23 protein-coding genes are annotated in these 24679 nt (G+C 71.3%); 14 read left to right on the top strand and 9 right to left on the bottom strand.

The window, feature by feature from the left end; all coding sequences use genetic code 11:
• Positions 1 to 271: 271 nt before the first annotated feature.
• Positions 272 to 2980: an ATP/GTP-binding protein gene (locus tag ACFCY7_RS05060; RefSeq protein ID WP_376481415.1), complete on the bottom strand. Its 2709-nt coding sequence runs from the start codon at positions 2978 to 2980 to the stop codon at positions 272 to 274.
• 386 nt (positions 2981 to 3366) lie between these two features.
• Here ACFCY7_RS05060 and ACFCY7_RS05055 point away from each other — a divergent pair, with 386 nt between their 5' ends.
• Positions 3367 to 4137 (top strand): hypothetical protein, encoded by a 771-nt coding sequence (locus tag ACFCY7_RS05055; RefSeq protein ID WP_376481413.1) that lies wholly within the window; start codon positions 3367 to 3369, stop codon positions 4135 to 4137.
• A 223-nt stretch (positions 4138 to 4360) separates the two neighbouring features.
• On the opposite strand, the gene ACFCY7_RS05050 is transcribed toward ACFCY7_RS05055, so the two are convergent.
• Complete coding sequence (locus tag ACFCY7_RS05050) at positions 4361 to 4939, bottom strand: histidine phosphatase family protein (protein WP_376481412.1); 579 nt, start codon at positions 4937 to 4939, stop codon at positions 4361 to 4363.
• A 296-nt stretch (positions 4940 to 5235) separates the two neighbouring features.
• On the bottom strand, positions 5236 to 6117 hold the full coding sequence (locus tag ACFCY7_RS05045; RefSeq protein ID WP_376481410.1) for a winged helix-turn-helix transcriptional regulator: 882 nt from the start codon (positions 6115 to 6117) through the stop codon (positions 5236 to 5238).
• 138 nt (positions 6118 to 6255) lie between these two features.
• On the opposite strand from ACFCY7_RS05045, the gene ACFCY7_RS05040 reads away from it, so the two are divergent.
• Together ACFCY7_RS05040 and ACFCY7_RS05035 are read left to right on the top strand one after the other, a co-directional pair.
• On the top strand, positions 6256 to 7512 hold the full coding sequence (locus ACFCY7_RS05040; protein WP_376481408.1) for an MFS transporter: 1257 nt from the start codon (positions 6256 to 6258) through the stop codon (positions 7510 to 7512).
• A 197-nt stretch (positions 7513 to 7709) separates the two neighbouring features.
• Positions 7710 to 8765 (top strand): helix-turn-helix domain-containing protein, encoded by a 1056-nt coding sequence (locus tag ACFCY7_RS05035; protein WP_376481407.1) that lies wholly within the window; start codon positions 7710 to 7712, stop codon positions 8763 to 8765.
• A 362-nt stretch (positions 8766 to 9127) separates the two neighbouring features.
• Here ACFCY7_RS05035 and ACFCY7_RS05030 read toward each other — a convergent pair whose 3' ends face one another.
• The 5 genes from ACFCY7_RS05030 to ACFCY7_RS05010 form a co-directional block, all read right to left on the bottom strand.
• A complete protein-coding gene (locus tag ACFCY7_RS05030) occupies positions 9128 to 9721 on the bottom strand; it encodes a hypothetical protein (protein ID WP_376481405.1) in 594 nt (197 codons plus the stop codon).
• The gene (locus tag ACFCY7_RS05025) at positions 9718 to 10977 is read right to left on the bottom strand and encodes a hypothetical protein (RefSeq protein ID WP_376481404.1); all 1260 of its coding nucleotides are present in this window, start codon (positions 10975 to 10977) and stop codon (positions 9718 to 9720) included. The genes ACFCY7_RS05030 and ACFCY7_RS05025 overlap by 4 nt, the downstream gene beginning before the upstream one ends.
• A 3-nt stretch (positions 10978 to 10980) precedes the next feature.
• The gene (locus ACFCY7_RS05020; protein WP_376481401.1) at positions 10981 to 11772 is read right to left on the bottom strand and encodes an ATP-binding cassette domain-containing protein; all 792 of its coding nucleotides are present in this window, start codon (positions 11770 to 11772) and stop codon (positions 10981 to 10983) included.
• A gap of 72 nt (positions 11773 to 11844) precedes the next feature.
• Positions 11845 to 12255, bottom strand: coding sequence for a hypothetical protein (locus tag ACFCY7_RS05015; protein WP_376481400.1), 411 nt, complete (start codon positions 12253 to 12255; stop codon positions 11845 to 11847).
• A gap of 83 nt (positions 12256 to 12338) precedes the next feature.
• Positions 12339 to 12761 (bottom strand): hypothetical protein, encoded by a 423-nt coding sequence (locus ACFCY7_RS05010; RefSeq protein WP_376481398.1) that lies wholly within the window; start codon positions 12759 to 12761, stop codon positions 12339 to 12341.
• A gap of 628 nt (positions 12762 to 13389) precedes the next feature.
• Between ACFCY7_RS05010 and ACFCY7_RS05005 the strand changes: the two genes are divergently transcribed.
• On the top strand, positions 13390 to 13905 hold the full coding sequence (locus tag ACFCY7_RS05005) for an RICIN domain-containing protein (protein ID WP_376481397.1): 516 nt from the start codon (positions 13390 to 13392) through the stop codon (positions 13903 to 13905).
• A 340-nt stretch (positions 13906 to 14245) separates the two neighbouring features.
• Here ACFCY7_RS05005 and ACFCY7_RS05000 read toward each other — a convergent pair whose 3' ends face one another.
• Complete coding sequence (locus tag ACFCY7_RS05000; RefSeq protein ID WP_376481395.1) at positions 14246 to 14962, bottom strand: flavodoxin family protein; 717 nt, start codon at positions 14960 to 14962, stop codon at positions 14246 to 14248.
• A 600-nt stretch (positions 14963 to 15562) separates the two neighbouring features.
• Between ACFCY7_RS05000 and ACFCY7_RS04995 the strand changes: the two genes are divergently transcribed.
• The 10 genes from ACFCY7_RS04995 (at position 15563) to ACFCY7_RS04950 (ending at position 24589) form a co-directional block, all read left to right on the top strand.
• Complete coding sequence (locus ACFCY7_RS04995) at positions 15563 to 16225, top strand: hydrolase (RefSeq protein ID WP_116157574.1); 663 nt, start codon at positions 15563 to 15565, stop codon at positions 16223 to 16225.
• A gap of 5 nt (positions 16226 to 16230) precedes the next feature.
• Complete coding sequence (locus ACFCY7_RS04990) at positions 16231 to 16740, top strand: DoxX family membrane protein (protein WP_376481392.1); 510 nt, start codon at positions 16231 to 16233, stop codon at positions 16738 to 16740.
• A 93-nt stretch (positions 16741 to 16833) separates the two neighbouring features.
• Positions 16834 to 17412 carry a Dps family protein gene (locus ACFCY7_RS04985; RefSeq protein ID WP_376481391.1) on the top strand — a complete coding sequence of 193 codons (579 nt, stop codon included), beginning with the start codon at positions 16834 to 16836 and terminating at the stop codon, positions 17410 to 17412.
• Complete coding sequence (locus ACFCY7_RS04980) at positions 17412 to 18836, top strand: dihydrolipoyl dehydrogenase family protein (protein WP_376481389.1); 1425 nt, start codon at positions 17412 to 17414, stop codon at positions 18834 to 18836. The genes ACFCY7_RS04985 and ACFCY7_RS04980 overlap by 1 nt, the downstream gene beginning before the upstream one ends.
• Positions 18837 to 18987: 151 nt before the next feature.
• Positions 18988 to 19818: an alpha/beta fold hydrolase gene (locus tag ACFCY7_RS04975; protein WP_376481387.1), complete on the top strand. Its 831-nt coding sequence runs from the start codon at positions 18988 to 18990 to the stop codon at positions 19816 to 19818.
• 46 nt (positions 19819 to 19864) lie between these two features.
• A complete protein-coding gene (locus ACFCY7_RS04970) occupies positions 19865 to 20818 on the top strand; it encodes an alpha/beta hydrolase (protein WP_376481386.1) in 954 nt (317 codons plus the stop codon).
• Positions 20815 to 22701, top strand: a complete 1887-nt coding sequence (locus tag ACFCY7_RS04965) for an amidohydrolase (protein WP_376481384.1) — start codon at positions 20815 to 20817, stop codon at positions 22699 to 22701. The genes ACFCY7_RS04970 and ACFCY7_RS04965 overlap by 4 nt, the downstream gene beginning before the upstream one ends.
• A gap of 14 nt (positions 22702 to 22715) precedes the next feature.
• Positions 22716 to 23456 (top strand): GPR1/FUN34/YaaH family transporter, encoded by a 741-nt coding sequence (locus tag ACFCY7_RS04960; RefSeq protein ID WP_356084746.1) that lies wholly within the window; start codon positions 22716 to 22718, stop codon positions 23454 to 23456.
• Positions 23457 to 23501: 45 nt separating this feature from the next.
• Positions 23502 to 23816: a GNAT family N-acetyltransferase gene (locus ACFCY7_RS04955; protein WP_376481382.1), complete on the top strand. Its 315-nt coding sequence runs from the start codon at positions 23502 to 23504 to the stop codon at positions 23814 to 23816.
• A 47-nt stretch (positions 23817 to 23863) separates the two neighbouring features.
• The gene (locus ACFCY7_RS04950) at positions 23864 to 24589 is read left to right on the top strand and encodes an alpha/beta fold hydrolase (protein ID WP_376481381.1); all 726 of its coding nucleotides are present in this window, start codon (positions 23864 to 23866) and stop codon (positions 24587 to 24589) included.
• The last annotated feature ends 90 nt before the right edge of the window (positions 24590 to 24679 follow it).

Below are 24679 nucleotides of genomic sequence, written 5' to 3'. Positions count from 1 at the left end.
TACTGGACGAGACCCCCTACCAAGACAGGTGGGGGGCCTCGCCGCTCGTCCCCCGCCACGGCGCCACCGTCTCCGAAATGCCCCACGGCGGCGTCGACCGCTCCGGCTACGGCAGCGACCGCTCCCTGACGGGGCTTCTGAACCACACCCACCCGAAGCACGTCATGCCGTGACGCCGGCGCCCGTCCCGGCCGACGGACGGCGACTGGTCCGGGCAGGGGCACAACCGTCACCGTCCGAGAGAGCTCGCCGACCGTAGTGGTCGACGCCCTCATCCCGATGTGGACCGGCGAGTCCGTAGGAGGTTCTGCCGCCTGAGGACGAGTCGTCGCCATCGGCTGCGGGTGGTCTGTTCGTCGTCGAGCCAGCGAGGCGGGGCGTGGTCTTCGGGGAGGGGGAGGTCGGCCATGAAGTGGACGATGTCGATGGCGTAGGCGTGCATGCCGCCGCGGGTCTGTTCGCGGAGCCGCCCGAGGGTGTCGCTGAGGGCTTGGTCGTCGTCGAGGACGGCCTGGTGGAAAGCGGCGGCGATCTCGAGGGTGGGCAGTTTCGAGATCAGGCCTGCGATGTCGAGTTCCGCGCGCAGGGTGCGGACGCGGTCGTCGACGGTGTCGTGGCCGGCGTCGCGGACCAGTGCGGCGATCTCGGTGTTGATGGTGGTGGCGCGGAGGTCGAGTCCGGTCAGGAGGTGGTAGGCCAGGTCGAGTTCGTCGTCGGCCAGGTGGGGGTCGGTGAAGGCGATGGCCAGGGCGCGTTTGGCCTGGTTGTGGGCTGCTTCGCCGCGGACGGCGTGTTCTTCGGCCTCGGTGCGTCCGGCGAGGTAGGCGGCGGCGGCGCGTTCCGGCTCGCCCTGGAGCCAGTACAGGCCGCCGAGGACGCGCTGGTGGCGGCCCTCCCATCCGAGCTGCTGGGCTGCGGTGTGGGCGGTGGGGAAGTCGCCGGCAAGGTGGGCGGCCTTTGCGAGGCCGCGGCGGGCGGCGGCAGCCAGGCGGCCGCCGTGGTCGGCGACGTGCTGGTAGTCGCGGCGCGAGGCCTCCGGGTGTCCGATGTCTCGCCGGGCTTTCGCCCGGTAGTACACGGCCATCACGGTCAGGTCGTCGCCCAGCAGGCCCGAGTCGACGAGGCGGGTGAGCTTGTCGACGGTGTGCCCGCGGTGTTCGCGCTGGCGGCGGGCGAGCGTGGAGAGCATGTCGACGACCACGTCCGCCGGCGTGGCCGCGCCCACGCCCTCGGAGTGCTCGGGGCCTTCGGGTCCGGTGGTGATCGGGGCGGACAGGGTGATGGGCTCCCACACGGAGTCGCCGACGTAGGCGAAGGCGGCGTCGGTGAGCCAGCCGGGGGAGAGGCGGAAGTCGCGGGCGAGCGCGAGGCCTTGGCGCAGGCATCCCACCAGCAGCAGCCGGTCGCGTGTGTCGGTGTGCCACTGCTCGCCGAGCGCGGCGAACGCGCGCTCGGCGGCGTGCTGCCAGTCGGTGGGGCTCCACCGGTCGTCGGTGGGGTCGTCGGCGGTGCGCAGGGTGGAACGGATCAGCGCGTGGAGGTGGTAGGGCCACAGGCCGAAGGGGTGGTGGCGGATGAAGGGGCGTTCGGTCAGGCGCAGGGCGGCGGCCTCGTGGGCGAGGCCGGAGGCCTTGGTCGCGAGCGGGATGTCGAAGGAGTCGAAGAGGGTGGCCGAGCGCAGGACGTGCCTCTCGTCAGGGGTGAGGTCCTGCAGGGTGCGGGAGATCAGCGCGGGGAAGTCGGCGTCGAAGTCCGCGGGGGTGGGCGTCCGTCCGGTGCGGTGCAGCTGCAGGACACGCATCACCGAGAGGTCGAGGTAGAGCGGCAGCCCGTGCGAGCGGTCGCTGATCACGTGACGCAGGGCGGCGTCGATGAGAGGCCGGCTGTTACGGGTGAGGCGGCGGGCGAGGTAGCCGTCGCAGTCTTCGGGACTGAAGTCGCCGATGAGGACTTGGCGCTCGGGCACCCGGGGCGAGCCGGCGGTGCGCGGGGCGGGCACCCAGGTGGCGGGATCGGCGAGGTCCGGCCAGGCGGCCGGACCGGTGTAGTCGAGCTGGCCGGCGAGCGCGTCCTCGGCCCATTCGAGACGGGAGCGACCGGTCAGGACGAACAGGGCGTTGGGCATCAGCCACACGACGCGCTGCAGAAGCCGCTCCATCTCGCGGCGGGTGCGGTCGCCGGTGTCCTCGAACGTGTCGAACAGGACCACCGGTACGACGCGTTCGCCCGGCAGCCGGGCGATCTCCCAGGCGAGCAGGTGCGGGTAGTAGGAGAGCGCTTCGAGGTCGGGTTCGGCCTCCAGCAGGTCGGCGAGCCTTCGGCAACCGGACAGCGCGCGCACGGTCTGGCGTCGCTCGCGCAGTGCGCTCACGAGTGAGCCGACGACGTCGCCGACGACCGTGCCGATCGTGCCGGGCAGCAGCAGCGCCTGGGCGACGTCGGCGAGCGCGGACTTCATCTGCTGCGGCAGTGCCTGCCCGAACGCGCGGGCCAGGCCGCCACGGTTCAGGTACTCCTCGAGCGGCTCGCCCGGGTGGACGGTCTCCCAGTAGCGGCGCAGGGCGATGTCGAAGGCGGGCAGGGGCCGCCCGATCCGGGTGAGGGCCAGGCGCAGGGTGAGGACGATCTGCTCGAAGTCCATGCCGGCCGAGCGGGCCAGGTCGATGCGAACGGGCACGACCCGGACGCCGGGCCGGGCGGCCTCCGGCCAGTGCGCGGGCCGGCCGGAACCGGCGAGCACGGCCTCGATCTTCCGCGACAGCGTGGACTTCCCGATCCCGCCGACGCCGTGGAAATGCAGCACGTTGCGACGCGGCGCCTCCAGATCCTCGACATCGAACCCTGGCGCACTCACCTGCTGCAGGTGCTCGGTGAGCGCGGCAATGACGTGAGCCCACTGCGCCTGGCGGTTGGTGAACGCCTCGTCAGTACTCAACTCCTGGTCGTTCGACCCGAACAGCATCCGCAGATCCCGCGTCACACCCGCCCCCAAAGGTGATCACTGCCGGGCGCAACCTGTGCGCCGGCGCCGGCCGAGGGCCTTCTTCCGGTAGCCCACCCGACCGGTGGGCATTGTCTCAGCCGGGAACGGTGACGGCCAACACCCGCCGTCTTCCAGTGGGCGAACCGCTGCACCACACAGGAGAGGGCGCTCCACCCTCGGCAGTCGGTCCGTCTCCGCGACAAGACGGAGATCGGGGAGGACATCGGGGAGGACATCGGCGTCCCGCGTGTGTGGGACCTCATCGCCTGGATGCATGTGTGGCTTCCCCGGAAGAACGAGCGGCCGGCCCACGTAGGTCCGTCCTGCGACCCGAAGGACGGGTGGATATCCTGGAATGGAAGGAATTCACCATCTTCTCGGACATGTGCAGGAGCAAGGACATGGACCTGCTGCCGGTCGAGATCAAGGTCAACGTCGAGGGTGACGTGCCGAGCGCGCTGACGACTCTCGACGGCTCCCACGGCGCACTGATGATGCGTCGGATCTGGTTCGCCGAGGACCGCGACGGAGTGGCCGAGGGGCGGGTGCGGCTTCTGGAGGGCGGCGTGATCGTGCGCTTCAGGACAGGCGGGGGACCGGACGACCTGGTCGTCAAGTTGCGCCCCACCACCCCGGAGAAGCTGGTCGGCCGGTTCTCCGACGCGTTCGAGGTGGAGCCTGTCACGTACAAGATCGAGGAGGACTGGTCGAGGAACACCCGTGTGCTGGCAGCCTCTCTGACGCACGTTCATCCACCCGGGACGCTCGCGGCCGCGGTGGGAGACGGCGGCGACCCCGCCGCGCCGATCGACGCCGTGCAGGACCAGTTCCTGCACGCCTGCGCGCCCACCGTCCACATCGACGGGCTCGTCGCGCTGGGCCCGATCGTCTCGATGAAGATCGACGACGTCCCGCTGGACGATCTGGAGGTCGACCTGGAGGTGTGGTCGGCCGCCGGCATGGAGTTCCTGGAGGTGTCGACCCGGGTCAAGCCCAAGCACGGGGACGACGCCGAGGAGTTCAAGGAACGGGCCGAGCGCAAGCTGCGCAAGCTCGAGGAGGCGGTGCTGGACCGGGGAGTGACGCTGTCCGGACACCCTGACAGCAAGACCAGCCGCGTTCTCACCGCCCTGGCCCAGGCGGCACGTGTCTGAGACGGTCATCTGAGACGGCGACCATGACGGTCATATGAGACGGCGACCATCTGCGACGAGCATTTCGGCGGCTCGGTGACCCGTGTGCGACTGAGCGCCGCACCACGGTCCCGGGGTGGCGGTACGGGACGCCACGGTCACCGCCCCGGGCGGGGAGCCCGGCTGCGACGGTACGGCCGATGCCGTGGGCGTCGCGCGGACCGACGGCCGTCCGGGCACATGCTCAGGACGACCCGCGGGCGATCCGCAGCTCCGTCAGGAGCGCCTCGCCCGGGCCGAGGTCCGTCCAGGTGCCGTGGCAGGTCAGGACGGCGAGCGCGCAGGTCGGGAACTTGGTCCGTACACGGTCCAGGGCCGTCCCGACCGAACCGCCCGCGAGCAGCGTGATCAGGTCCTCCAAGCCCGGGTTGTGCCCGACGATCAGCAGGGTGCCGACCTCGTCGGGCACGTCGTGGAGGACGTCGAGGAGGTCCTGTTCGTCCGCCCCGTACAGCCGCGGATCATGACGGGTCGCGACAGGGCGCTCCAGTTCCGCGGCGGCCAGCTCCCACGTCTCGCGGGCCCGCCGGGCCGGGGAGCACAGCACCAGATCGGGCAGCCCGCCGGTCTCCGCCAGGAAGCGCCCGGCCGCCGGGGCGTCGCGCAGGCCGCGCGGGCCGAGAGGGCGGTCCCGGTCGGGTACGCCCTCGGGCCAGGCGCTCTTGGCGTGTCTCAGGACGAACAGCCGGTGTGACCCGGCGTCGCCGGACCCGGTGGACGCGGGAGTCCCGGCGGGATCGGGGTTCTCGGTGGACGGTGGCACGTTCCTGAGCGTAGGGGGTGGGGCCGCTGTCGGCCATGGACGCTGGTGCGAGAGGTACTGCTCCGGCTGGAAGAGCTGCTCTTCCTGGCGGATCCGGGGATCAGGGTGGCGTCGGTGCAGGACGACGGCGAGGCGATCCGCGCCCGATGTCCGGCGCTTCACATGCCCGGACGTCTCCTGCGGGCGTCGGCCATCCGGCCGTTCACCGTGTCGATCGCCTCGCGAACCTCCCGGGGAGGTCGGTCACCGTCGATCAGCTCCTCCGCCGGATCCTTCTTGCGCTTGTTCCGTACGTGTCAGTCCTCCGCGGCCAGGCGCCGTACCTCGGCCAGCGCCTCGTTCACCGCTGCCGGGATGTCCGTCACCGGGAAGCGCGCGTGCCGCACCGTGCCGTCACGGTCGATGACCAGCACGGTCCGTTTCAGTCGCAGCAGTTGTCCGGCGCGAAAGGTGGGCAGGCGCAGGGCGGCGGCGAGGCGGAGGTCGACGTCGGAGAGGAGGGTGAAGGGGATGTCCTCATGGCTCGCGAACACGCGCTGTTCGTCGGGGCGTTGGGTGCTGACGCCGTGCACCTCCGCGCCCGCGGCGCGGAAGTCCTCGTAGGCGTCCCGGAAGAGCCGGTTCTCCAGCGTGCAGCCGACGGTGCCGGGGATGTGTGACCAGCCCTCCGGTAGGGGGCTGGGGCTCCCGGTCGCCGGATAGCAGAACAGGACGGTGGCCACGCCGTCGGCCACCGGGTCGACCGGCGCGCCGTCCCGGTGACCGGGCAGCCGCAGGCGCGGCAGTCGCCGGCCCGTCAGGTCCGCGACGCGCCGTGCCTCCGCGCTCGTCTCGTCGGCGGTGCCGCTGAGAGAGCCGTCGCCGAGGAGCCAGCGGTCGGCCCAGTCCTGCATCGACAGCAGGACCGGCAGCAGCCCCCGGCCGCTCTCGGTCAGCCGGTACTCGTGCCGCGTCGGCCGCTCCTGGTACGGGACCTTCTCCAGCACCCCCGTCTCCACCAGGTGCGCCAGGCGCTCGGTGAGCACCTTCCGGGAGATGCCCAGCTCCTCCTGGAGCGCGTCGAACTTGTGGTGCCCTCGGGCGGTCTCCCGGATCAGGAGCAGGCTCCACCAGTCGCCGACCACCGCCGCGGCCTGCGCGATCGCGCAGGTGGCGTCCCGCTCGGGAACCGACCTCATCGCTACGTCTCCACTTCTGCGCGCACGGCTGCCGTTCGTCGGGACCATCTTGCGCCATGGGGTCGGTTCCGGATAGAAACTCACCTGGAACGAGTGAGTTCCCAAAAGAGACTAACAAGACCCGGGGGTGGGCGCCGCATGAGCGGAACACAGGCGATCCAGGAGCACGACCGACGCGACGACGAACGGGAGACCTCATCGCCGGGCGTCTTCTGGCGCTTCTGGGCCGCCGCCACGGTCAGCGGCGCGGGCACCGCCGTCACGGCCCTCGCCCTGCCGCTCGTCGCCCTCACCGTTCTGGACGCCACCGCTTTCCAGGTCGCCCTGCTCGCCGCCGCCGGGCAGGTCTCCTGGTTGCTGCTCAGCCTCCCGGCGGGCGTCCTCGCGCAGCGCGTGCCGCTGCGCCGACTCCAGGTCACGCTCGACCTCGTACGGTTCGCGGCGCTCGGATCGCTGCCGCTCGCCTGGTGGATCGGCACGCTCACGTATCCGCACCTGCTGTGCGCGGCGCTCGTCACCGGCTCGGCGACCGTGCTGTTCGACATCGGCAACTCGACCTTCCTGCCCGCCGTCGTCCCGGCCCGACAGCTGGCCGCCCGCAACAGCGTCATGTCGGGCACGCACGCCGTCACCGACACCGGCGGCCCCTCCCTCGGCGGCGTCCTGATCGGCGCGACGGGCCCGGTCGGCGCGCTCGTCGTGGACGCCGCCAGCTACCTGGCCTCCGCCGTGCTCCTGCGCACCCTCCCCGAGAGCCGCCCCGCGCCCCGCACCGGCGAGAGCGCGCTGCGGCTGATGCGCGCGGGCTGGCGGTACGTCACCAAGCACCCGGTCATGCGCCCCTGCATGATCTGGGCGACCGCCGCCAACTTCCTCAACGCGGCCCTCGTCGCCCTCACCCCCCTCTACCTGGTCCGCGCAGCCGGCCTCGACTCCGTACAGCTCGGTCTCGTCCTCGCCATGGACGGGGTCGGCGCGCTCGCCGGCGCCGCCGTCGCGGTCCGCGTGACCACGCGCCTCGGCACCGCGCGGGGCGTCATCGTGGCCGATCTGGCCGGCGGCGCGCTGCTCCTGCTCGCCCCGCTGACCACGTCGGCGGGGGACGCGTACTGGTTCGCCCTGGGCAACGCCGGCTTCGCCTTCGGCACCGTCATCGGCTCGATCACCACCCGCACCTACCGGCAGACGCAGTCGCCCCCGGAACTGCTGTCCCGCGTGATGGCCACGGTCCGCTTCGTCTCCTGGGGCGCGCTGCCGCTCGGCGCGCTCACCGCCGGCCTCCTCGCCACCCACTTCGGCGCCCGTACCGCGCTCTGGACCGTCTGTGCCGCCGCCCTCCTGCCCCCGCTCTACCTCTTCTCCACCAAGGTGGGCCGCCACCGCGACCTCATCTGACGCCCCGGCGCCACGACACCGTCAGATCGGCTGACCACGTGGACGCGTTCCGGCGACGGCACACGATCTACACAGCCTGGATCGCGTGTTCGAAGGCGGGTGCTTGATAATGATCACGGCGCGGTTGGGGTGAAGCACGGCGGTGCGACACCCGGCAGGGGGCTGGAGCGCTGCTGGATCGAAGTACGGGGGATCGCATGGAATCGCTGGTTGCGTCAGGTGCTGTCGCGGTGCGTGAGGACAGGTTCGACTGGTTTTGTGAAACGGTGTCCACCGAAGTGATGCCCATCATGCTCAGTACCCGGCAGGCGGCCGACTTCCGGGCGGGCATCACCTACCTGGACCTCGGCGTGGTGCGGCTGTCCGCCGTGGCTTCCTCGCCGGTGCTCTCGCGCCGCACCTCGGCGCACGTCCGGCGTGGCGATCCCGAGCACTTGCAGCTGGCGCTCATCACTCAAGGTGGCTTGCGCATCTCCCAGCGACGCAATGAATCGGTCGTCGCGGGAGGATTCGTGCTGACCGACACCTCACGGCCGAGCGAGGGGGAGTGCACCGGCGAGCAGATCGAGTCGGTGGTCCTGCAGATTCCCCGTCAGGCCCTGGCGCTGCGATCGGATCGTCTGGACCGCCTCCTCGCGCAGAGCCTGGCCGCACGCGAGGGGTCCGGGGCGATCCTCGCCGACTTCCTGAAGACGCTGCTCTCGTACGGCCCGGGCTGTCGTCCGGAGCAGCTGAACGGGATGGGTTCCGTCGCTCTCGAACTGGCCACCGCGTTCCTCGCGGGGCAGCTCGGTGACCCTGGCGAGGCGCCTGCCGAGGCCCGTGCGCAGGAGGCACTGCAGCGGATCCACCGCTTCATCGAGAACAATCTCGGCGACCCCGGACTGACTCCCCAGATGATCGCCGACCGGCACAGCATGTCCCTGCGGCACCTGTACAACCTCTACGCCGACCAGCCTCTGACCATCGCGGCCCACATCCGCCGAAGCCGGCTGGAGCGTGCCCGTGCCGACCTCGCATGCGGAGAACTGAGCAGCCAGCCCGTTCAAGTGATCGCGGCTCGCTGGGGTTTCCCCAGCCCCACCGGTTTCAGTCGGGCATTCCGCGAGGTCTACGGGGTCACCCCTACCGAGCACCGCGCGTTCTCCCTGGGGGAGCAGCGGCACGCAGGGGACGGAGACCCTGCACGCCACGCACACCACCACGGACTGCGCGGGCCTGCATTCTCCGCTGGAGACGGCATCACCGTGTGAACGGAGCCACGGGGCGACAAACCGGCAAGGCCACCACCGTCGGGGCCGCTGCCCTGGCCGTCGCCGGGGTGTCGGGTTCTGCAGGTCAGTCGGTCGCCGGATTGAATGACCGCCCCGTTGTGCGGCCGCGCCGAGCGGGTGGGTGCGGGGGAGGCGCTGGGGCCCTCGGGCCCGGGCCGTCGGCCGCCGACTGCCGCACAGGTCTCGCGGTACTCGTCCGGCTCGAAGCCCAGCGGGTCGGACTTCCGTCGGGTCTGCCCGGCCCGAGATCCCCTGTGAATGCGGGTACGCACCGGGTGGAGAATCTCGTCGATCGATCTGCCGGTGGTGACGCTCCAGCTGCCACCCACCCGTTGAATCGGTCAGCCGGAAACGTTGCGCGGCGGCTTGAGGCTGCTGAACGTGGCCCCGGCGACCAGGACCGCGACGCCGGCCAGGAGGGCGGCCGTGCTGGCTGCCGGGTGCAGGACGACAGCCCACGGCTGCGCGATGCCGCCGCCGCTCTTCCATCCTCCGACGGCGAGGACCAGCGGCACAGCGGTGAGGACCGGGGCTGCGATCCGCGCGCCGGTGAGCGGGTTGAGGATGAGTGCCAGGCCGAGGTAGAAGGCGGTGTTCCGGCCGATCGACAGGGCCACCGGCTCGGCGCCCGCGAAGTGTCCGAGGACGGCCATGCCCAGGGCGAGGGTCGCGCAGCCGACGGCGAGGGAGGTGTCGAAGCGGTGGACCGCCCGCACGGCGACCGATTCGGTGGCGCCCCGGGCACGGCCGGTGAAGGCGAGCCATGTCACGGCGGGGACGACGGTGATCAGCGCCGCGAGAAGGAAGTGCCCGGCCCCGCCCACCATCGCGGGTACAGGGATGAGGCTCTGTCCGAATGCCAGGCCTGCGCCGGCCGTCACAGCGGTGACGGCGGCGAGGGTGGGCACGTCACGGGATGCGGCCCACCAGTTCACCGGCCTGCTCCTTCAGGGTTCAGGGTCGGCTTCTGGTCGCAGCCGGTGAGTGCGGCCCGGTTCGTGTCGTACCAGGCACGCTGGCGATCGGAGGGCAGCGTGAGGACCATCCCGGCGAGTCTGGCGTCGTCGGGGGAGACCCGGCCCGGGACCGGTGTCGGAGGGGCATGGGTGGCGATGCCGGTCAGCCATGCGGTGAGCGGTCCCCGTGCGGGGAACGCCGGGTACCTGTGACTGATGCGGGCGCACGTGGGGATGGGGGGCAGCAGGGTGTTGGCGAGGTTGACGGTGATGTCCTGCTCGCGTACCTGACCCCTGCCTCCGAAGCCGGCCTGTCCGGGCCGGAGGACGCGGTTCTGGGTGAGGGAGGACGGCACGGGAAGGCCGGCGTCCTTCAGGCGTCCGCCGTAGGTGCGGGTGGTCGCGGCGATCCGGGCGCGTCCCGGAGTCTCGGGCCACAGGCACACTTCCGGGACGCCGGCGCTGTCGCAGACCAAAGCGTCGGGGTTCCGGTCGAGGACCGGGTCGTAGTCCATGTGCACGACCAGGAAGCCCGAGGCCACGGACGCGGCGACCAGGACGGTCACGGGCTTCCAGAGGCTGGACCGGGCGATCGCGAGGAGGCACGCGGTGATGATCCCGCCGGCGAACAGGAGTGGGGCCCACACGGCCATGGGGTCGATGACCGAGCCGACCGAGCAGCAGCTGTCGTAGGCGCCGGCCACGAGGTGGCGGGGCCACGGGGTGTCCCAGGATCCGGGGAACGCGGTCAGGCAGAACCCGGCGACCATCGCCAACGGTGCGGCCGCGAGCTGCGGAAGACGCCCGCCCAGGAGGTACCCGGACAGCGTGGCGGCCGCCATCAGCAGCGCATACACCACGAACATGCCCAGGTGGGAGAACGACGGAAGCGTTCCCGCGGCCGAGACCGCGACACCGATCGCGATGAGCATCCCGACAACGCCCATGGCCCACACCGGGACCAGAAGCGGCAGTGCGATGGCGAGGCGGCCGCGGGAGGGAGCCTGCCCGAAGACGTTGCCCCGGCGGAGGCGGGCGCTCTCCCACGCGCCGCTTGCCGCGCACGCGGCCGCGGCGAACGGGATCGTGTAGGAGGCGTTGCCGAGGACGGACGGCCCGTAACCGGGGACGGTGCCCATGGTGATCGGCTCCGACAGGAGCAGCAGGACGTAGGCGGCGAGGAAGACGAGCATGAGTCCGGCGGAGGACGACCGCAGGAGGGTGGTTGTACGCATCGGTCAGATCTCCCGTCCGACGAGTGTCGCGTAGGCGGCTTCGGCCTGCTCGCGCCCGCCCGTGGCGGTCGGTGCGAGGGCGTGGAAGTCGGCGGGGCTGCCCTGGAAGGAGATCTCGCCGTGGGCGAGGACGGCCACCTGCGTGTACAGGTCGGCGAGGTCTTCGGTCTGGTGCGTGGAGACGATCACCTGCACGCTGCCGGCGAGGTCGTCGACGAGCTTTCGGAACACCAGGCGCTGCGTGGGGTCGAGGCCGGCGGTCGGCTCGTCCATCAAGATCAGTTCACTGCGGTGGGTCAGTGCCCCCGCGATTCCCATGCGGCGGAGCTGCCCGCCGGACACCTGGTTGCTCTTTCGCTCGGCGAGGCGGGTGAGGTCGACGCGGCGCAGCGCGTCCTCGGACGCTCTCCACGCCGCGTCTTTCGGCATGCCTTTGAGCCAACCCGCGTAGGCGACCTGCTCGCGCACGGTCAGCCCGGGCATGGGATCGATCCGTTGCGGGATCCACGCCACGCGTTCGCGGTAGGCGGCCTGATGGCGGCCCTTCGCCGTGGCTCCGTCGAAGGTGACCGACCCGGAGGTGGGGGTCAGGTGCGAGGCGGCGATGCCCATCAGCGTGGACTTGCCGGCTCCGTTCGGCCCGAGGAGGACCGTCGCCCGCTCATCGATCCGGAGACTGAACTCGTGGAAAACGGGCGTCTTGCGCCGGTATCGGAACGAAACATGATCAAAAACCAGAGTCATGGATGGATGCGCAATCCGCCACCCCACTTCCGGCGGGATGGCTTTGGTCATGGGACAGTGGACGGGAGAGGGTCCCGGTGCTGAATCCACCGGGACCCTCGTACTGCTAGTTCGACGACCGCACTACCAGGCGACCTTCACGTACTCGACGGAGATGAACGTGCCGCTGGACACGTCCGTCAGCGCGAAGTAGTAGTTGCCCGCGTCGTCCGGGTCGCCGTAGTCCACCCACCCGCAGTAGTTCGTCCGGGTTCCCTTGGAACGGTCCGGGGCGCCGGAGACGTCCTTCCACAGGCGCAGCGAAGCGAAGTTGAACCCGTCACCGCCGTCCGCTTCGCAGCCCTGGAAGTAGATGCCGGTGTAGTCCCAGGTGTCGTTGTTGTCCCACCAGCGACGCGACTCGTTACCGGCCCGCCAGGAGTTGATGTGGGACTCGAACTGACCCTCGGCCGCGTGTGCCGGAATCACCGACACCGTACCCAGCAGCGCGGCGCCCGCCATCGCGCCGGCCCATGCCTTCAAACCGATCTTCACTTGATCCCTCTTCCGTGTGCGGTGCCGCCCCCACCGGGCGGCACTCTCGTGGGTCGGAAGCCGACCCCTGATCCGGCCTGCGGCTACCAGGCGACCTTGACGTAGTCGATGTCGATGTAGTCGCCGTTACCGACGTCCGCCAGCGCGAAGTAGTAGTTGCCCGGGTCGTCCGGGTCGCCGTAGTCGACCCACCCGCAGTAGTTGTCACGGGTGCCCTTGCTACGGTCCGGAGCGCCGGATACGTCCTTCCACAGGCGCAGCGACGCGTAGTCGTAGCCCCGGTAGTCGTCGTCCGACCGGCATCCCGAGAAGTAGATGCCGGTGTAGTCCCAGGTGTCGTTGTTGTCCCACCAGCGGCGGGACTCCGTCGGAGCCGTCCACCACGAGATGTGGGACTCGAACTGGCCTTCCGCGGTGACGCCCGCGGTCGCCGGCGTGACGCCGCCGATCCCGAGGAGCGCAACACCTGCCATCAGGCCGGCCACTTTCTTGCGCCGGGTGCTCATCGGATTCTCCTTTCCCTACTCGTTCGCCCCGAGTGAGGGCATGTCGGAGAGAGGAGACGTTGTGCGCTGCCTCCCCCCTGAGGCGCCCCGAACGCTAACTGCCGAGCACCCCATTTTGTAAAGGGGGATTTTTCTGTGGCTCAAATGAAACCCTCCCTTTCCCTCCCCGCTCGAGACGGGTCGTTTCCACAGCCCACCGCCCGGTTCGCTGCTCGCCAAATCGCCGCAGTGTTGGCCGAGAACCGTCGCTTCGAGGGGAGGATTCCGCAATCAGGGGCGCCTGCGCCGAATGGATGCGTGACGGACACGGAGCAGGTTTGACCAGCGGATGGGTGAGCACCTGGACAGCCGGTACGGCGCGAAGGGGGGAGCCGTACGGAGAGGCGGGGCGAACCCTGCACGGAATATGGAGTGGCCGTGCATTGATCGCACAGTGCGGCCATCCCCGAAAGTGTCTAATCGATTGCCGGCCCGGCAGTAGTGGTGCGCCACGCCCAGGATCGCATTCCTGCAATCAGGTCTGCTTCCGGTCCGCACAATCGACGCCTTGGCGACGCGATTGACATCTCACCCATGCGCCCGATGTGGGTGAAAATCAAGTTCGATCGTCCATGTGAGGAGAAACTTCGTGCGCCTGAACGCCATCAAAACCGTCCGCCGCGTCCTGAGTGCCGCCGGCGGCGCCCTGCTCATCTCGATGGCCCTGCCCGCCTCACCCGCCTCCGCCGCCGACCTGTCCGAGTGGTACTGGCTGGCCAACTGGAACAGCGCCAAGTGCCTGGAGGTGGGCGGCTGGTCCACCGCCAACGGAGCCGGCGTCAACCAGTGGGCCTGCCACGACGGAAACAACCAGAAGTGGCTCGGGGTCCCCCACGGCGAGGGAAGACTGATCTACAACGCCCACAGCGGCAAGTGCCTTGAGGTCAAGGGCTGGTCCACCGCCAACGGAGCCCAGATCGGTCAGTGGGACTGCCACGGCGGCGCCAACCAGCAGTGGAAGACCGACGTCCTGGGCGAAGGCGTCCTGCGCCTGATCAACGTGAACAGCGGCAAGTGCCTGGAGATCGGTGGCTGGCGCACCGACGACGGCGCCCCGGCCACCCAGTGGGACTGCCACGGCGGCGACAACCAGGTCTGGGCCTAACGAGCTCGTGCGCGGTAAGCGGTGAGACGTCGAGGACTCCGCCGACCTGGTGCTCACCTCTCCTGTCGTGGGTTCAGGTCTCAGGTCGGGGTCGGTGTACTGCCACTGCTCACTTCCCGCACCAACGGCCATCGGGACTGGGGCGAGCAGATCGAAGCCTGCCTCGATCGTGGCGCCACCGCGCGCTTACGGTGCTCGCCGTCCGCGGCAATCGGCACTGGAGCATCCCCCGCCACCGGTCCAGCTACAGACAGCTGCCGCACCGCAGCTCGGACCGCATCACGATCGGCACCCCGAGCCGGGTCTCCTCAGCCGCATTCCCCAGGTCCGCGCTCATCGCTCAACGGTGCTCGGGGTTCTCGAAGTCGAATCGGCAGCCGGCGTCCCACCCGGAGCGCTGGTTGCCGTACGCCGGGATGCCGCCGGCGTCCTTGAGCATCCGGGCGAGGTGCAGCAGGTTCCACGTCATGAACGTGGCGTTGCGGTTGGTGAAGTCGTTCTCCGGGCCACCCGAGCCCTCGTCCAGGTACGACGGGCCCGGCCCGGCCGGGCCGACCCAGCCGGCGTCCGCCTGCGGCGGGATCACGTACCCCAGGTGCTGCAGGCTGTAGATCACGTTCATCGCGCAGTGCTTGGCGCCGTCCTCGTTGCCGGTGATCAAGCAACCACCCACCCGCCCGTAATACGCGTACTGGCCAAGATCGTTGAGGATCGACGAGCAGGCGTACAGGCGCTCGATCACCTTCTTCATGACCGAGGAGTTGTCTCCCAGCCACACAGGCCCCGCCAAGATGAGGATGTCCGCGGCCATCACCTGCGAGTAGATGACGGGCCACTCGTCGGTGTCCCACCCGTGCTCCGTCATGTCCGGCCAGACACCGGTCGCGATGTCGATGTCCACCGCCCTGAGCACCTCGACCTGCACGCCCTGGCGCTCCATGATCCCGGTGCTGATGTCGATCAGCCCCTGCGTGTGGCTGCGCTCCGGCGACCGCTTGAGGGTGCAGTTGATCACCAGGGCGCGGAGATCACGGTAAGACGTGCCGGTGTCGGTCATCGATGCGTCCCCTTGCGGACGAGTGGGTGGTCGGGCGGCGCAACACCCGGCTGCCGACGTCGATAGGGCCCCGGGTTGGTCCGGCCGAAAATCCCGTCTACTGTCTCGCCTCGTCGGGCGGAATGATCGAACGCCGCGCCTACGGTCACGGAGTCGGCCACCCGATCACCCGCATGGCCCCGCACCGGTGACAGGTATCCCCGACCCAGATCGGCGGAACACTCTGGCCCCCTATGTGACCAGCAGCGCTGGCCGGCAGTTCACCCATGGGATCGCCAACGCGACTTCCGCGCGCCGGAGGTCCCGGCGACCCGGCTGAAGGCGCGAGGTCGGGCGCGCTGATCTGGTCTTTCTTTCTTCCGGCCGATGCCGGAGGTGGCAGCTGTCCTCTGCGCGATCACCTCGGAGTGCCGGCGTCGTGGCCTTGCCTCGTTCGCGCCGGTGACGCTGCACGGCTCTCGTCCTTGACCGGTTGTGCGCTGTCGTGCCAACCCCTGGGCGCAGGAGGTCAACTCGGTCGGTCGGGTCGTTCGTAGCTTGAAGAAGTGCCTCGCCGCGGACGCGGTGGGCACGCTACCGATGGCTTCGAAAGGACCCCTCATGTTCGACATCGACAAGGTGCAGGCCGCTCCGAGCAAGGACCTGCTCACGCCCGACAACTCGGTCATGCTCTTCGTGGACCACCAGCCGCAGATGTTCTTCGGCACCGGCAGCGGCGACCGCGCCGCGATCATCAACAGCACCGTGGGTCTCGCCAAGGCGGCCAAGGCGTTCGACGTTCCGGCCGTCCTGACCACGGTCGCCGCCGAGTCCTTCTCGGGCCCCCTGCTGCCGCAGCTCGCCGAGGTGTTCCCCAAGAACGAGATCATCGACCGCACCACCATGAACGCCTGGGAGGACGAGGCGCTCGTCGCGGCGGTCAAGGCGACCGGTCGCAAGAAGATCATCCTGTCGGGTCTGTGGACCGAGGTCTGCCTGGTGCTGCCCGCGCTCTCGGCGCTCGAGCAGGGCTACGAGGTCTACGTCGTGACGGACGCCTCCGGTGGTGTCAGCCCGGCCGCCCACGAGCACGCGCTGCAGCGGATGATCGCCGCCGGTGCCGTCCCGGTGACCTGGGTCCAGGTCCTTCTGGAGCTGCAGCGCGACTGGGCGCGCCAGGAGACGTACGGCGACGTCATGGAGATCGTCAAGGCCCACGCGGGCGCGTACGGCCTGGGTGTCGTGTACGCGCAGAGCGTCATCGGCGCGCACGCGGCCGGCTGACCCCTGTGGACACCGGCATTCTGATCCTGCGTCTGCTGGTGGGACTGCTCGTCGCCGGCCATGGTGTGCAGAAGGTCAGCTCGCACCTGGGCGGCAAGGGACTCGAGGGCGGCACCGAGGAGTTCCGCACCGACGGCTTCCGAGGCGGTGTCCTCACCGCTCTGGCGGCGGGTGGTGGTCAGATCGGCTCCGGCCTGCTGCTCGCCGCCGGCCTCCTGACCCCGCTCGCCGCGACCGGCGCCATCGGCGTCATGACCGTCGCCCTCACCGTGAAGTGGCGCCACGGCCTCTGGGTGCAGAACGACGGGTACGAGTACCCGCTCGTCCTCATCGGCACCGCCGCCGCCCTCGCCGCCACCGGCCCCGGCGCCTGGTCCCTCGACGCGGTCCTCGGCCTCACGCCGTACCCGCTGTGGTGGGCCGCCCTCGCGCTCGTGGCCGGTCTCGGCAGCGGCCTCCTCACCCGGCTCGTCCTGCACCGGACTCCCGCCGCCCCGGCGATCGCCGAGCGCTGAGCGCGAGCACCACAGACCGGGTCCGGCCGGCTGTGCACCCCCGACCGGGCGGCCGGGCCCACTCACCCACTTCTCCCTGTACAGGAGCAATCGATGGACACCCTCACGGACCCGCACGGCGGCGGCCAGCCGCTGCTGCACCAGAAGGGCGCCGAGACCCAGGCGTTCGGCACGCTCAAGCAGTTGCCGATCGGCCTCGGCCACGACACCCGCATGTACGCCTGCCAGCGTCTGAATCGCGTCCTCGCCGACACGCAGATCCTCCACTCCCTCTACAAGAAGCACCACTGGCTCATGCGCGGGGCGACCTTCTACTCGCTCCACCTGATGCTCGACAAGCACGCGGAGGCCCAGCTGGCCATCGTGGACGCGCTGGCCGAGCGGATCCAGAGCCTCGGCGGCGTCGCCGTCGGCGATCCGCGGCACGTCGCGGAGCTGACCGCGATCCCCCGTCCGCCGGACGGCGTCGAGCCGGTGCCCGTCATGCTGTCGCGTCTCCTCGACGCGCACGAGCGGATCCTGATCGACGCCCGCGACGCCGCTGCCCGGCTCTCCCAGGAGGGCGACGAGGGCAGTGCCGACCTGCTCGTCTCCGATGTCATCCGCACGGGCGAGGCGCAGGTGTGGTTCCTGGCCGAGCATCTCGTGGACACCCCTCTGGTGCACGGCTGATGGACACGTACGACGTCGTCGTGGTCGGTGGCGGGCCGGCCGGCGAGGTCGTCGCCGGCCGCGCCGTCGGGGCGGGGCTGACCGCTGTCGTCGTCGAGGCCGAGGCGGTCGGCGGCGAGTGCTCCTACCGTGCGTGCGTGCCGAGCAAGGCCCTGCTGCGTCCCGGCGCCGCTCGGGCGGAGGCCCGATCGGTCGACGGGGCCCGGCAGGCGGTCACGGCGGCACTGGACCCGGTGCGGGTGCTGGCCCGCCGAGACCGCTTCACCGGGCGCGGCGACGACACCGGCCAGGCCGACTGGCTCGACGGTGCGGGCGTCGCGCTCGTACGGGGGCACGGGCGGCTCTCCGGTGAGCGCCGGGTGGAGGTGACCGGGGCCGACGGCACGATCCGCATCCTGGGGGCCCGGCGCGCGGTCGTGGTCTGCACCGGCACGGAGCCCGCGCTCCCACCGGTCGAAGGGCTCGACCGGATCGGCGTCTGGACCAACCGGCAAGCCACCACCGCCGACGCGGTGCCCGCGCGGCTCGTCGTCATCGGCGGGGGAGTGGTGGCCTGCGAGATGGCCACCGCGTGGCGCTCGCTCGGCGCCTCCGTCACGCTCCTCGTCCGCGACCAGGCCCTGCTCACCGGCTGGGAGCCGTGCGCCGGCGAAGAGGTCACCCGGGGGCTGGGCGATCTGGGCGTCGCGATCCGCTTCGGGGTGTCGGCCGTCCGGGTCGCCCGTGACGGGACCACTCGTACCGTGACCGTGGAGACCGACGACGGCACCGCCCTGGTCTGCGACGAGGTCCTTGCCGCCGTGGGCCGTCACCCGCGCACGGCCGACCTCGGCCTGGAGACCGTCGGACTGCCCGTCGGCGACTGGCTTCCGGTCGACGACACCTGTCGGGTCACCGCGGTCGAGGGCGACTGGTTCTACGCCGTCGGCGACGTCAACCGCCGGGCGCCGCTGACCCATATGGCCAAGTACCAGGCCCGTGCCTGCGCCGCCGCGATCGCCGAGCGTGCCGCGGGCCGACCGGCCGGCACAGGAGGCTGGCAGGCGTGGAGTGCGCGGGCCGACCGAGTAGCCGTCCCCCGGGCCGTCTTCACCCGTCCCGAGGTCGCGAGCGTCGGTCTCACGGAACGCGCCGCACGCGAAGCGGGTCTCGCTGTACGCGCGGTGGAGTACCGCATCGACGACGTCGCCGGTGCCGCGCTCCACGCGGACGGCTACCGCGGCCTCGCGAAGCTCGTCGTCGACGAGACCCGAGGGATCGTCGTCGGCTGCACGCTCACCGGTCCGATGGCGACCGAGCTCGTCCACACGGCCACCGTGGCCGTCGTGGGCGAGGTCCCCCTGGAGCGCCTGTGGCACGCCGTGCCCGCCTTCCCGACGGTGAGCGAGGTCTGGCTCCGGCTCCTGGAGGCGTACGGCCTCTGAGGCCTGCCCCTTCTCCCGAGCCGGGTCCCGTCCGCCCGGCCGGCGCACATCCCCCACCCGAGTGGCGCGCATCCCCACCCGAGCGGCGCACCCCTCCCGCTCGACCGAGCACGCTCCCAAGCTTCCCCACCCGACAAGGAAACACCCACCCATGCAGCTCACGAGGCGCACCCTCGCCCTCGCCGTGCCCGCGACGCTGGCCGCTCTGCTCGGCACCGCACCCGCCGCGCCGGCGAGCCGCCCGGCCGCGGCCGACACCGACCGGCACGACCCCAAGCCGACGATCGTCCTGGTCCACGGAGCGTTCGCGGACGCCTCCGGCTGGAGCGGCACGATCCGGCGGCTGCAGCACGCCGGCTACCCCGTCCTGGCGCCCGCCAACCCGCTGCGCGGTCTCGCCGCGGACACCGCCTACCTGCGCAGCGTGCTGGCCGCCGTCGACGGGCCCGTCGTCCTGGTCGGCCACTCCTACGGCGGCGCCGTCATCAGTGGCGCCGCAGTGGGCAACAGCCGTGTGAAGGCGCTCGTCTACATCGCCGCGTTCGCCCCGGACAAGGGGGAGAGCGCGGCAGAGCTCGCCGCCAAGTTCCCGGGCTCAACCCTCGGCGACACCGTGAACCCGCGGTCGTACCCGCTGCCCGGCGGTGGCGCCGGCACCGAACTCGTCATCGAACGAGCCAAGTTCCACGGGCAGTTCGCCGCCGACGTACCCGCCGCCGAAGCGGCGGTCATGGCCGCGACCCAGCGCCCGGTCGCCACCGCCGCGCTGGAGGAGAAGGCCGGGGAGGCGGCCTGGAAGACGATCCCGTCCTGGGCGCTGATCGCCACCGCCGACAAGAACATCCCGGCCGCCGCCGAACGGTGGATGGCCGGGCGTGCCGGTTCGCACGTCACCGAAGTGGACGCGTCCCATGCAGTGGCGGTCTCCCGCCCTGCCGTGGTCACCCACGTGATCCTCGCCGCCGTGCGGGCGACCCGCTGACGCTCCGACCCCGCCCGTCCCGTACACCTCCGAAGGAGAGCCCCTCATGAAGAACCGTCCGGTCCTCGAACCCGCCGCCCAGGCCTTCGCCGACGCCACCGCCCAGCCGCCGTTCCTCTACGAGATCCCGGTGGCCGACGGCCGCAAGGCCGTGGACGACGTCCAGAACGGTGAGGGCGTCCCCCTGCCGGACGTCGACGAGGAGTGGATCACCGTCCACGGCGGCCCGACCGGCGACGTCCGCGCCCGGATCGTCCGCCCCCGCGGCGCCACCGGCCCGCTCCCCGTCGTCCTCTACATCCACGGCGCCGGCTGGGTCTTCGGCAACGCCCACACCCACGACCGGCTCGTCCGCGAACTCGCCGTCGGCACCGGGGCGGCCGTGGTCTTCCCCGAGTACGACCTGTCGCCCGAGGCCCGCTACCCCGTCGCGATCGAGCAGAACTACAGCGTCGCCCAGTGGGTCGCCCGCGAGGGGCACCACAAGGACCTCGACGGCACCCGGATCGCCGTGGCCGGCGACTCCGTCGGCGGCAACATGAGCGCCGCCCTCACCCTCATGGCCAAGCAGCGCGGCGACGTCGCGCTCGTCCAGCAGGTCCTCTTCTACCCGGTCACGGACGCGAGCTTCGACACCGACTCCTACCACCAGTTCGCCGAGGGCCACTTCCTGCGCCGCGATGCCATGAAGTGGTTCTGGGACCAGTACACGACCGCCGAGGCCGAGCGCGCCCAGCTCACCGCCTCCCCGCTGCGCGCCTCCACCGAGCAGCTCACCGGCCTGCCGCCGGCCCTGGTCATCACCGCCGAGGCCGACGTCCTGCGCGACGAGGGCGAGGCGTACGCGGCGAAGCTGCGGGCCGCGGGCGTCCCCGTCACCGCCCTGCGCGTCCAGGGCGTCATCCACGACTTCGTGATGCTGAACGCGCTGCGCGAGACGCAGGGCGCCGAGCTCGCCATCGGCGTCGCCACCGACGTCCTGCGCAAGGCCCTCGCATGACCGGGCCCTCCATGAGCATGCCGGTCGCGGGCCTCGTTCCCGCACCGCGGCGGGAACACGAGCACGCCGACCTCCTCGTCCGCAACGCCAAGGTGTTCACGGGTGACTCCGACCGCCCCGATGCCCGCGCCGTCGCCCTCCGCGACGGCCGGGTCGCGGCCCTCGGCGACGACCACGACCTCGCCCACCTCGTCGGGCCGGGGACCAGGGTCGTCGACGCGCTGGGCCGACGGGTGATCCCCGGCCTGAACGACTCGCACCTGCACGTCATCCGGGGCGGCCTCAACTACGTCCTGGAGCTGCGCTGGGACGGCGTACGCAGCCTCCGCCAGGCCCTGGCCATGCTGCGCGAGCAGGCCGGCCGCACGCCCAGGGGGCAGTGGATCCGGGTGGTGGGCGGCTGGACCGCCGAGCAGTTCGCCGAGCGCCGGATGCCGACCGTCGCCGAGCTGAACGCCGCCGCCCCCGACACTCCGGTGTTCGTCCTGCACCTGTACCAGTCGGCCCTGATGAACCGGGCCGCGGTCAAGGCGGCCGGGTTCACCCGGGAGACGCCCGACCCCCGAGGCGGGCAGATCGTCCGGGGCCGGGACGGTGAACCCAACGGCGTCCTCCTCGCGGCGCCGAGCGCCCTCGTCCTGTACTCGACGCTGGCCAAGGCACCTGCCCTCGACGAGGCCGACAAGCGGACGTCGACGCGTCACTTCCTGCGCGAGCTGAACCGCTTCGGTCTGACGTCCGCGGTCGACGCCGCAGGCGGCTTCCAGAACTTCCCCGACAACTACGCGACGGTCACCGACCTCGCCGGGTCGGGGGAGCTGACCCTCCGGATCGCCTACCACCTCTTCCCGCAGACGGCCGGGCAGGAACTCGCCGACCTGAAGCGCTGGACCGAGATGGTCAAGCCCGGGGACGGGGACGAGTGGCTCCGGCTGAACGGCGCGGGTGAGAACCTGACCTGGGCCGCCGCCGACTTCGAGAACTTCTCCGAGCCCCGGCCCGAGCTCGCCGCGGGCTACGAGACCGAGTTCGAGAGCGCCGTACGGCTCCTGCTCGAGAACGGCTGGGGCTTCCGGCTCCACGCGACCTACGACGAGACCATCCGCCGCGACCTGGCCGTCTTCGAGAAGCTCGCCGCGGAGGGACTCTTCCCCGGCGGCAACCGCTGGCTCTTCGACCACGCGGAGACCGTCTCGGCGGGCAGCCTCGACCGGATCGCCGCCCTCGGCGGCGCCGTCTCGGTGCAGAACCGGATGTCCTTCCAGGGCGCCGCGTTCCTCGATCGCTACGGCGCCGAGGCCGCCGCCCACACCCCGCCGGTCCGGGCCATGCTCGACCGCGGCCTGACGGTCGCCGCCGGAACCGACGCCACCCGCGTCTCCTCGTACAACCCGTGGGTCGCGCTGCACTGGCTGGTGACCGGGCGCACCGTCGGCGGCACCGCGCTCTATCCGGCGGGGAACCTGCTCGACCGGGAGACCGCCCTCGGCCTCTACACCCGGGGCGGAGCGCAGCTCACCGGCGAGCAGGACGTCAAGGGAACCCTGCGGGAAGGCTCGTACGGCGACCTCGCGATCCTGTCCGACGACTACCTCACCGTGCCCGAGGACGTCATCCCCGGCATCGAGTCCCTCCTCACCGTCGTCGGCGGCCGCATCGTCTACGCGACCGCGGAGTACGAGGGTCTCGACGAGGCCGTCCCGCCGGTGACCCCCGAGTGGAGCCCCGTGGCCCACTTCGGCGGCTACCAGAGCGGTGCCCGTCAGGCCTCGCTCGTGGCCGAGGCCGTCGCCGAGTCCGAGCAGCACCGCCGGTGGCGCGTCGCGCGCGGCTCCCTCCCCGACACACAGCCGTCGTTCGTCGACCCCTGCTTCGAGCACTGAGAGAGATCCACACGATGAGTACCGCCTCACCCACCGCCGACAGCGGCGACGACGCCCGGGCCGTCCCGCCGGACGTCCCCCCGGGACGCCGTTTCGAGCCGGACCTCCGGTCGATGACACGGATCAACCTGCGCCCCATCGCCTCACCCATGCCGCTCGGCTTCTTCACGATCGCCATCGCGTCCGTGATGACGGGCTGCCTCCAGCTCGGGATCCTCGGGGAGGAGGCCCGTGCCGCCGTCGCCTTCACCGTGCTGCCCGCCTTCGTCCTCCAACTCCTGGTCAGCTTCCTGGCCTTCGGCGCCCGTGACGTGATCGCGGCGACCCTGATGGCGGTGTTCGCCGGCAGCTGGTTGCCCTACTCGCTCATCATGCTCAGCGGCGCGGCCGACGGCCTGAAGGTCCTCGGCGTCTTCAACCTGGCACTCCTCTGCTTCGGAGCGCTGATGACCGCCGTGACCGGGCCCAAGCGGGCGCTGTGGCTCGTCCTCGCGGTGTCCCTGCCCCGCTGGGCGGCCACCGGCCTCGCGGGCGTCACCGGCGCCGAATGGCTGACGCGCACGTCCGGGGCGCTCGGCCTGCTGGTGGCGGTCGTCGCGATGTACACGGCGTTCGCCCTGATGCTCGAGGACATGCGCAGCGAGCAGGTCCTGCCCATCGGCCGCAGCGGCCCCGCCCACCTCGCCGTCGAAGGCGACCTCGCCGTCCAGCTCCGCAACCTGGAACGCCAGGCGGGCGTGCGCCGCACCCTCTGAACGCAGCCACCGCCCCCGTCACACCACGACCGCACAGGAGCACCCATGGAAACCCGAGTGACCGACCGGCCGGAGAAGTCCCGGTACGAGATCCTCGCCGGCGACGACGGCACCGAGACCGCGGGCTTCGCCGAGTACCACCTCTCGGACGGCGAGATCGCCTTCATCCACACCGAGATCGATCCCCGCTTCGGCGGCCGGGGTCTGGGCGGGCTGCTCGCCCGCGGCGCCCTCGACGACGCCCGGGTCCGCGGGCTGCGCGTCCTGCCGTACTGCCCCTTCATCCGGGGCTGGATCGGCAAGCACCCCGAGTACGCCGACCTGGTGCCCGAGGCGCGCCGCGCCCGCTTCGGCCTGTGAAGCACCCCACCCCCGCCTTCCCCGTCCGCACTCCGAGGAGTTCCCCCATGGCGCGACACGCCCGCCCCACCGTCGTCCTGGTCCACGGCGCCTTCGCCGACGCCTCCGGCTTCGCCCGTGTCATCCCCGAGCTGACCGCCGCCGGCCTGGAGGTGATAGCCCCGGCGGTGCCCAACCGCAGCCTCGTCGACGACGCCGCGTACATCGCCTCCGTGGTCCGTGCCGTCGAAGGCCCCGTGATCCTGGTGGGGCACTCCTACGGCGGCGCCGTCATCACCCTCGCCGGTACGGAGGACAACGTCCGCGCCCTGGTGTACCTCGCGGGATACGCGCTCGAGGAGGGCGAGAGCCTGGGCGAACTGCAGGGCCGCTTCCCCGACTCCGGTCTCGCCGACGCGCTCGTCCACACCCCGTTCCCGGTGGCCGGCTCCAGCGAGACCGGCACCGACGTCTCGGTGGCGGTCGACCGGTTCCCCGCCCTGTTCGCGGCTGACGTCGACCCCGGCCTCGCCGCGGTGCTCGCCGTCTCCCAGCGCCCCCTGGCCGCGCGGGCCTTCTCGGAGGCGGCGCCGGTCGCGGCGTGGAAGACCAAGCCCTCGTGGGGCCTGGTGGCCTCCGCCGACCGCACGATCAACCCCGACGTGGAGCGTTTCGGCTACCGGCGGGCCGGCATGACCACCGTCGAGGTCGACTCCTCGCACCTGGTCATGCTTGCCCAGCCCAAGGCCGTGGCGGAGCTGATCATGGACGCGGCCCGGTCCACGGGGCACTGATCCCACCCCGATTCCCACCCCGATCCGACGCTTGAACATCGAACGATTGGTCTCTGTCGTTCGAACGCTGTAGCTTTCCGAAACGCCCGC

Origin of the sequence: Streptomyces sp. NPDC056361, from assembly GCF_042262805.1 — a bacterium.
In the GTDB taxonomy this organism is placed as follows: Bacteria; Actinomycetota; Actinomycetes; order Streptomycetales; family Streptomycetaceae; genus Streptomyces.
Note: the sequence above shows the minus strand (reverse complement) of the source record. Positions and strands in the feature narration are given on the sequence as shown.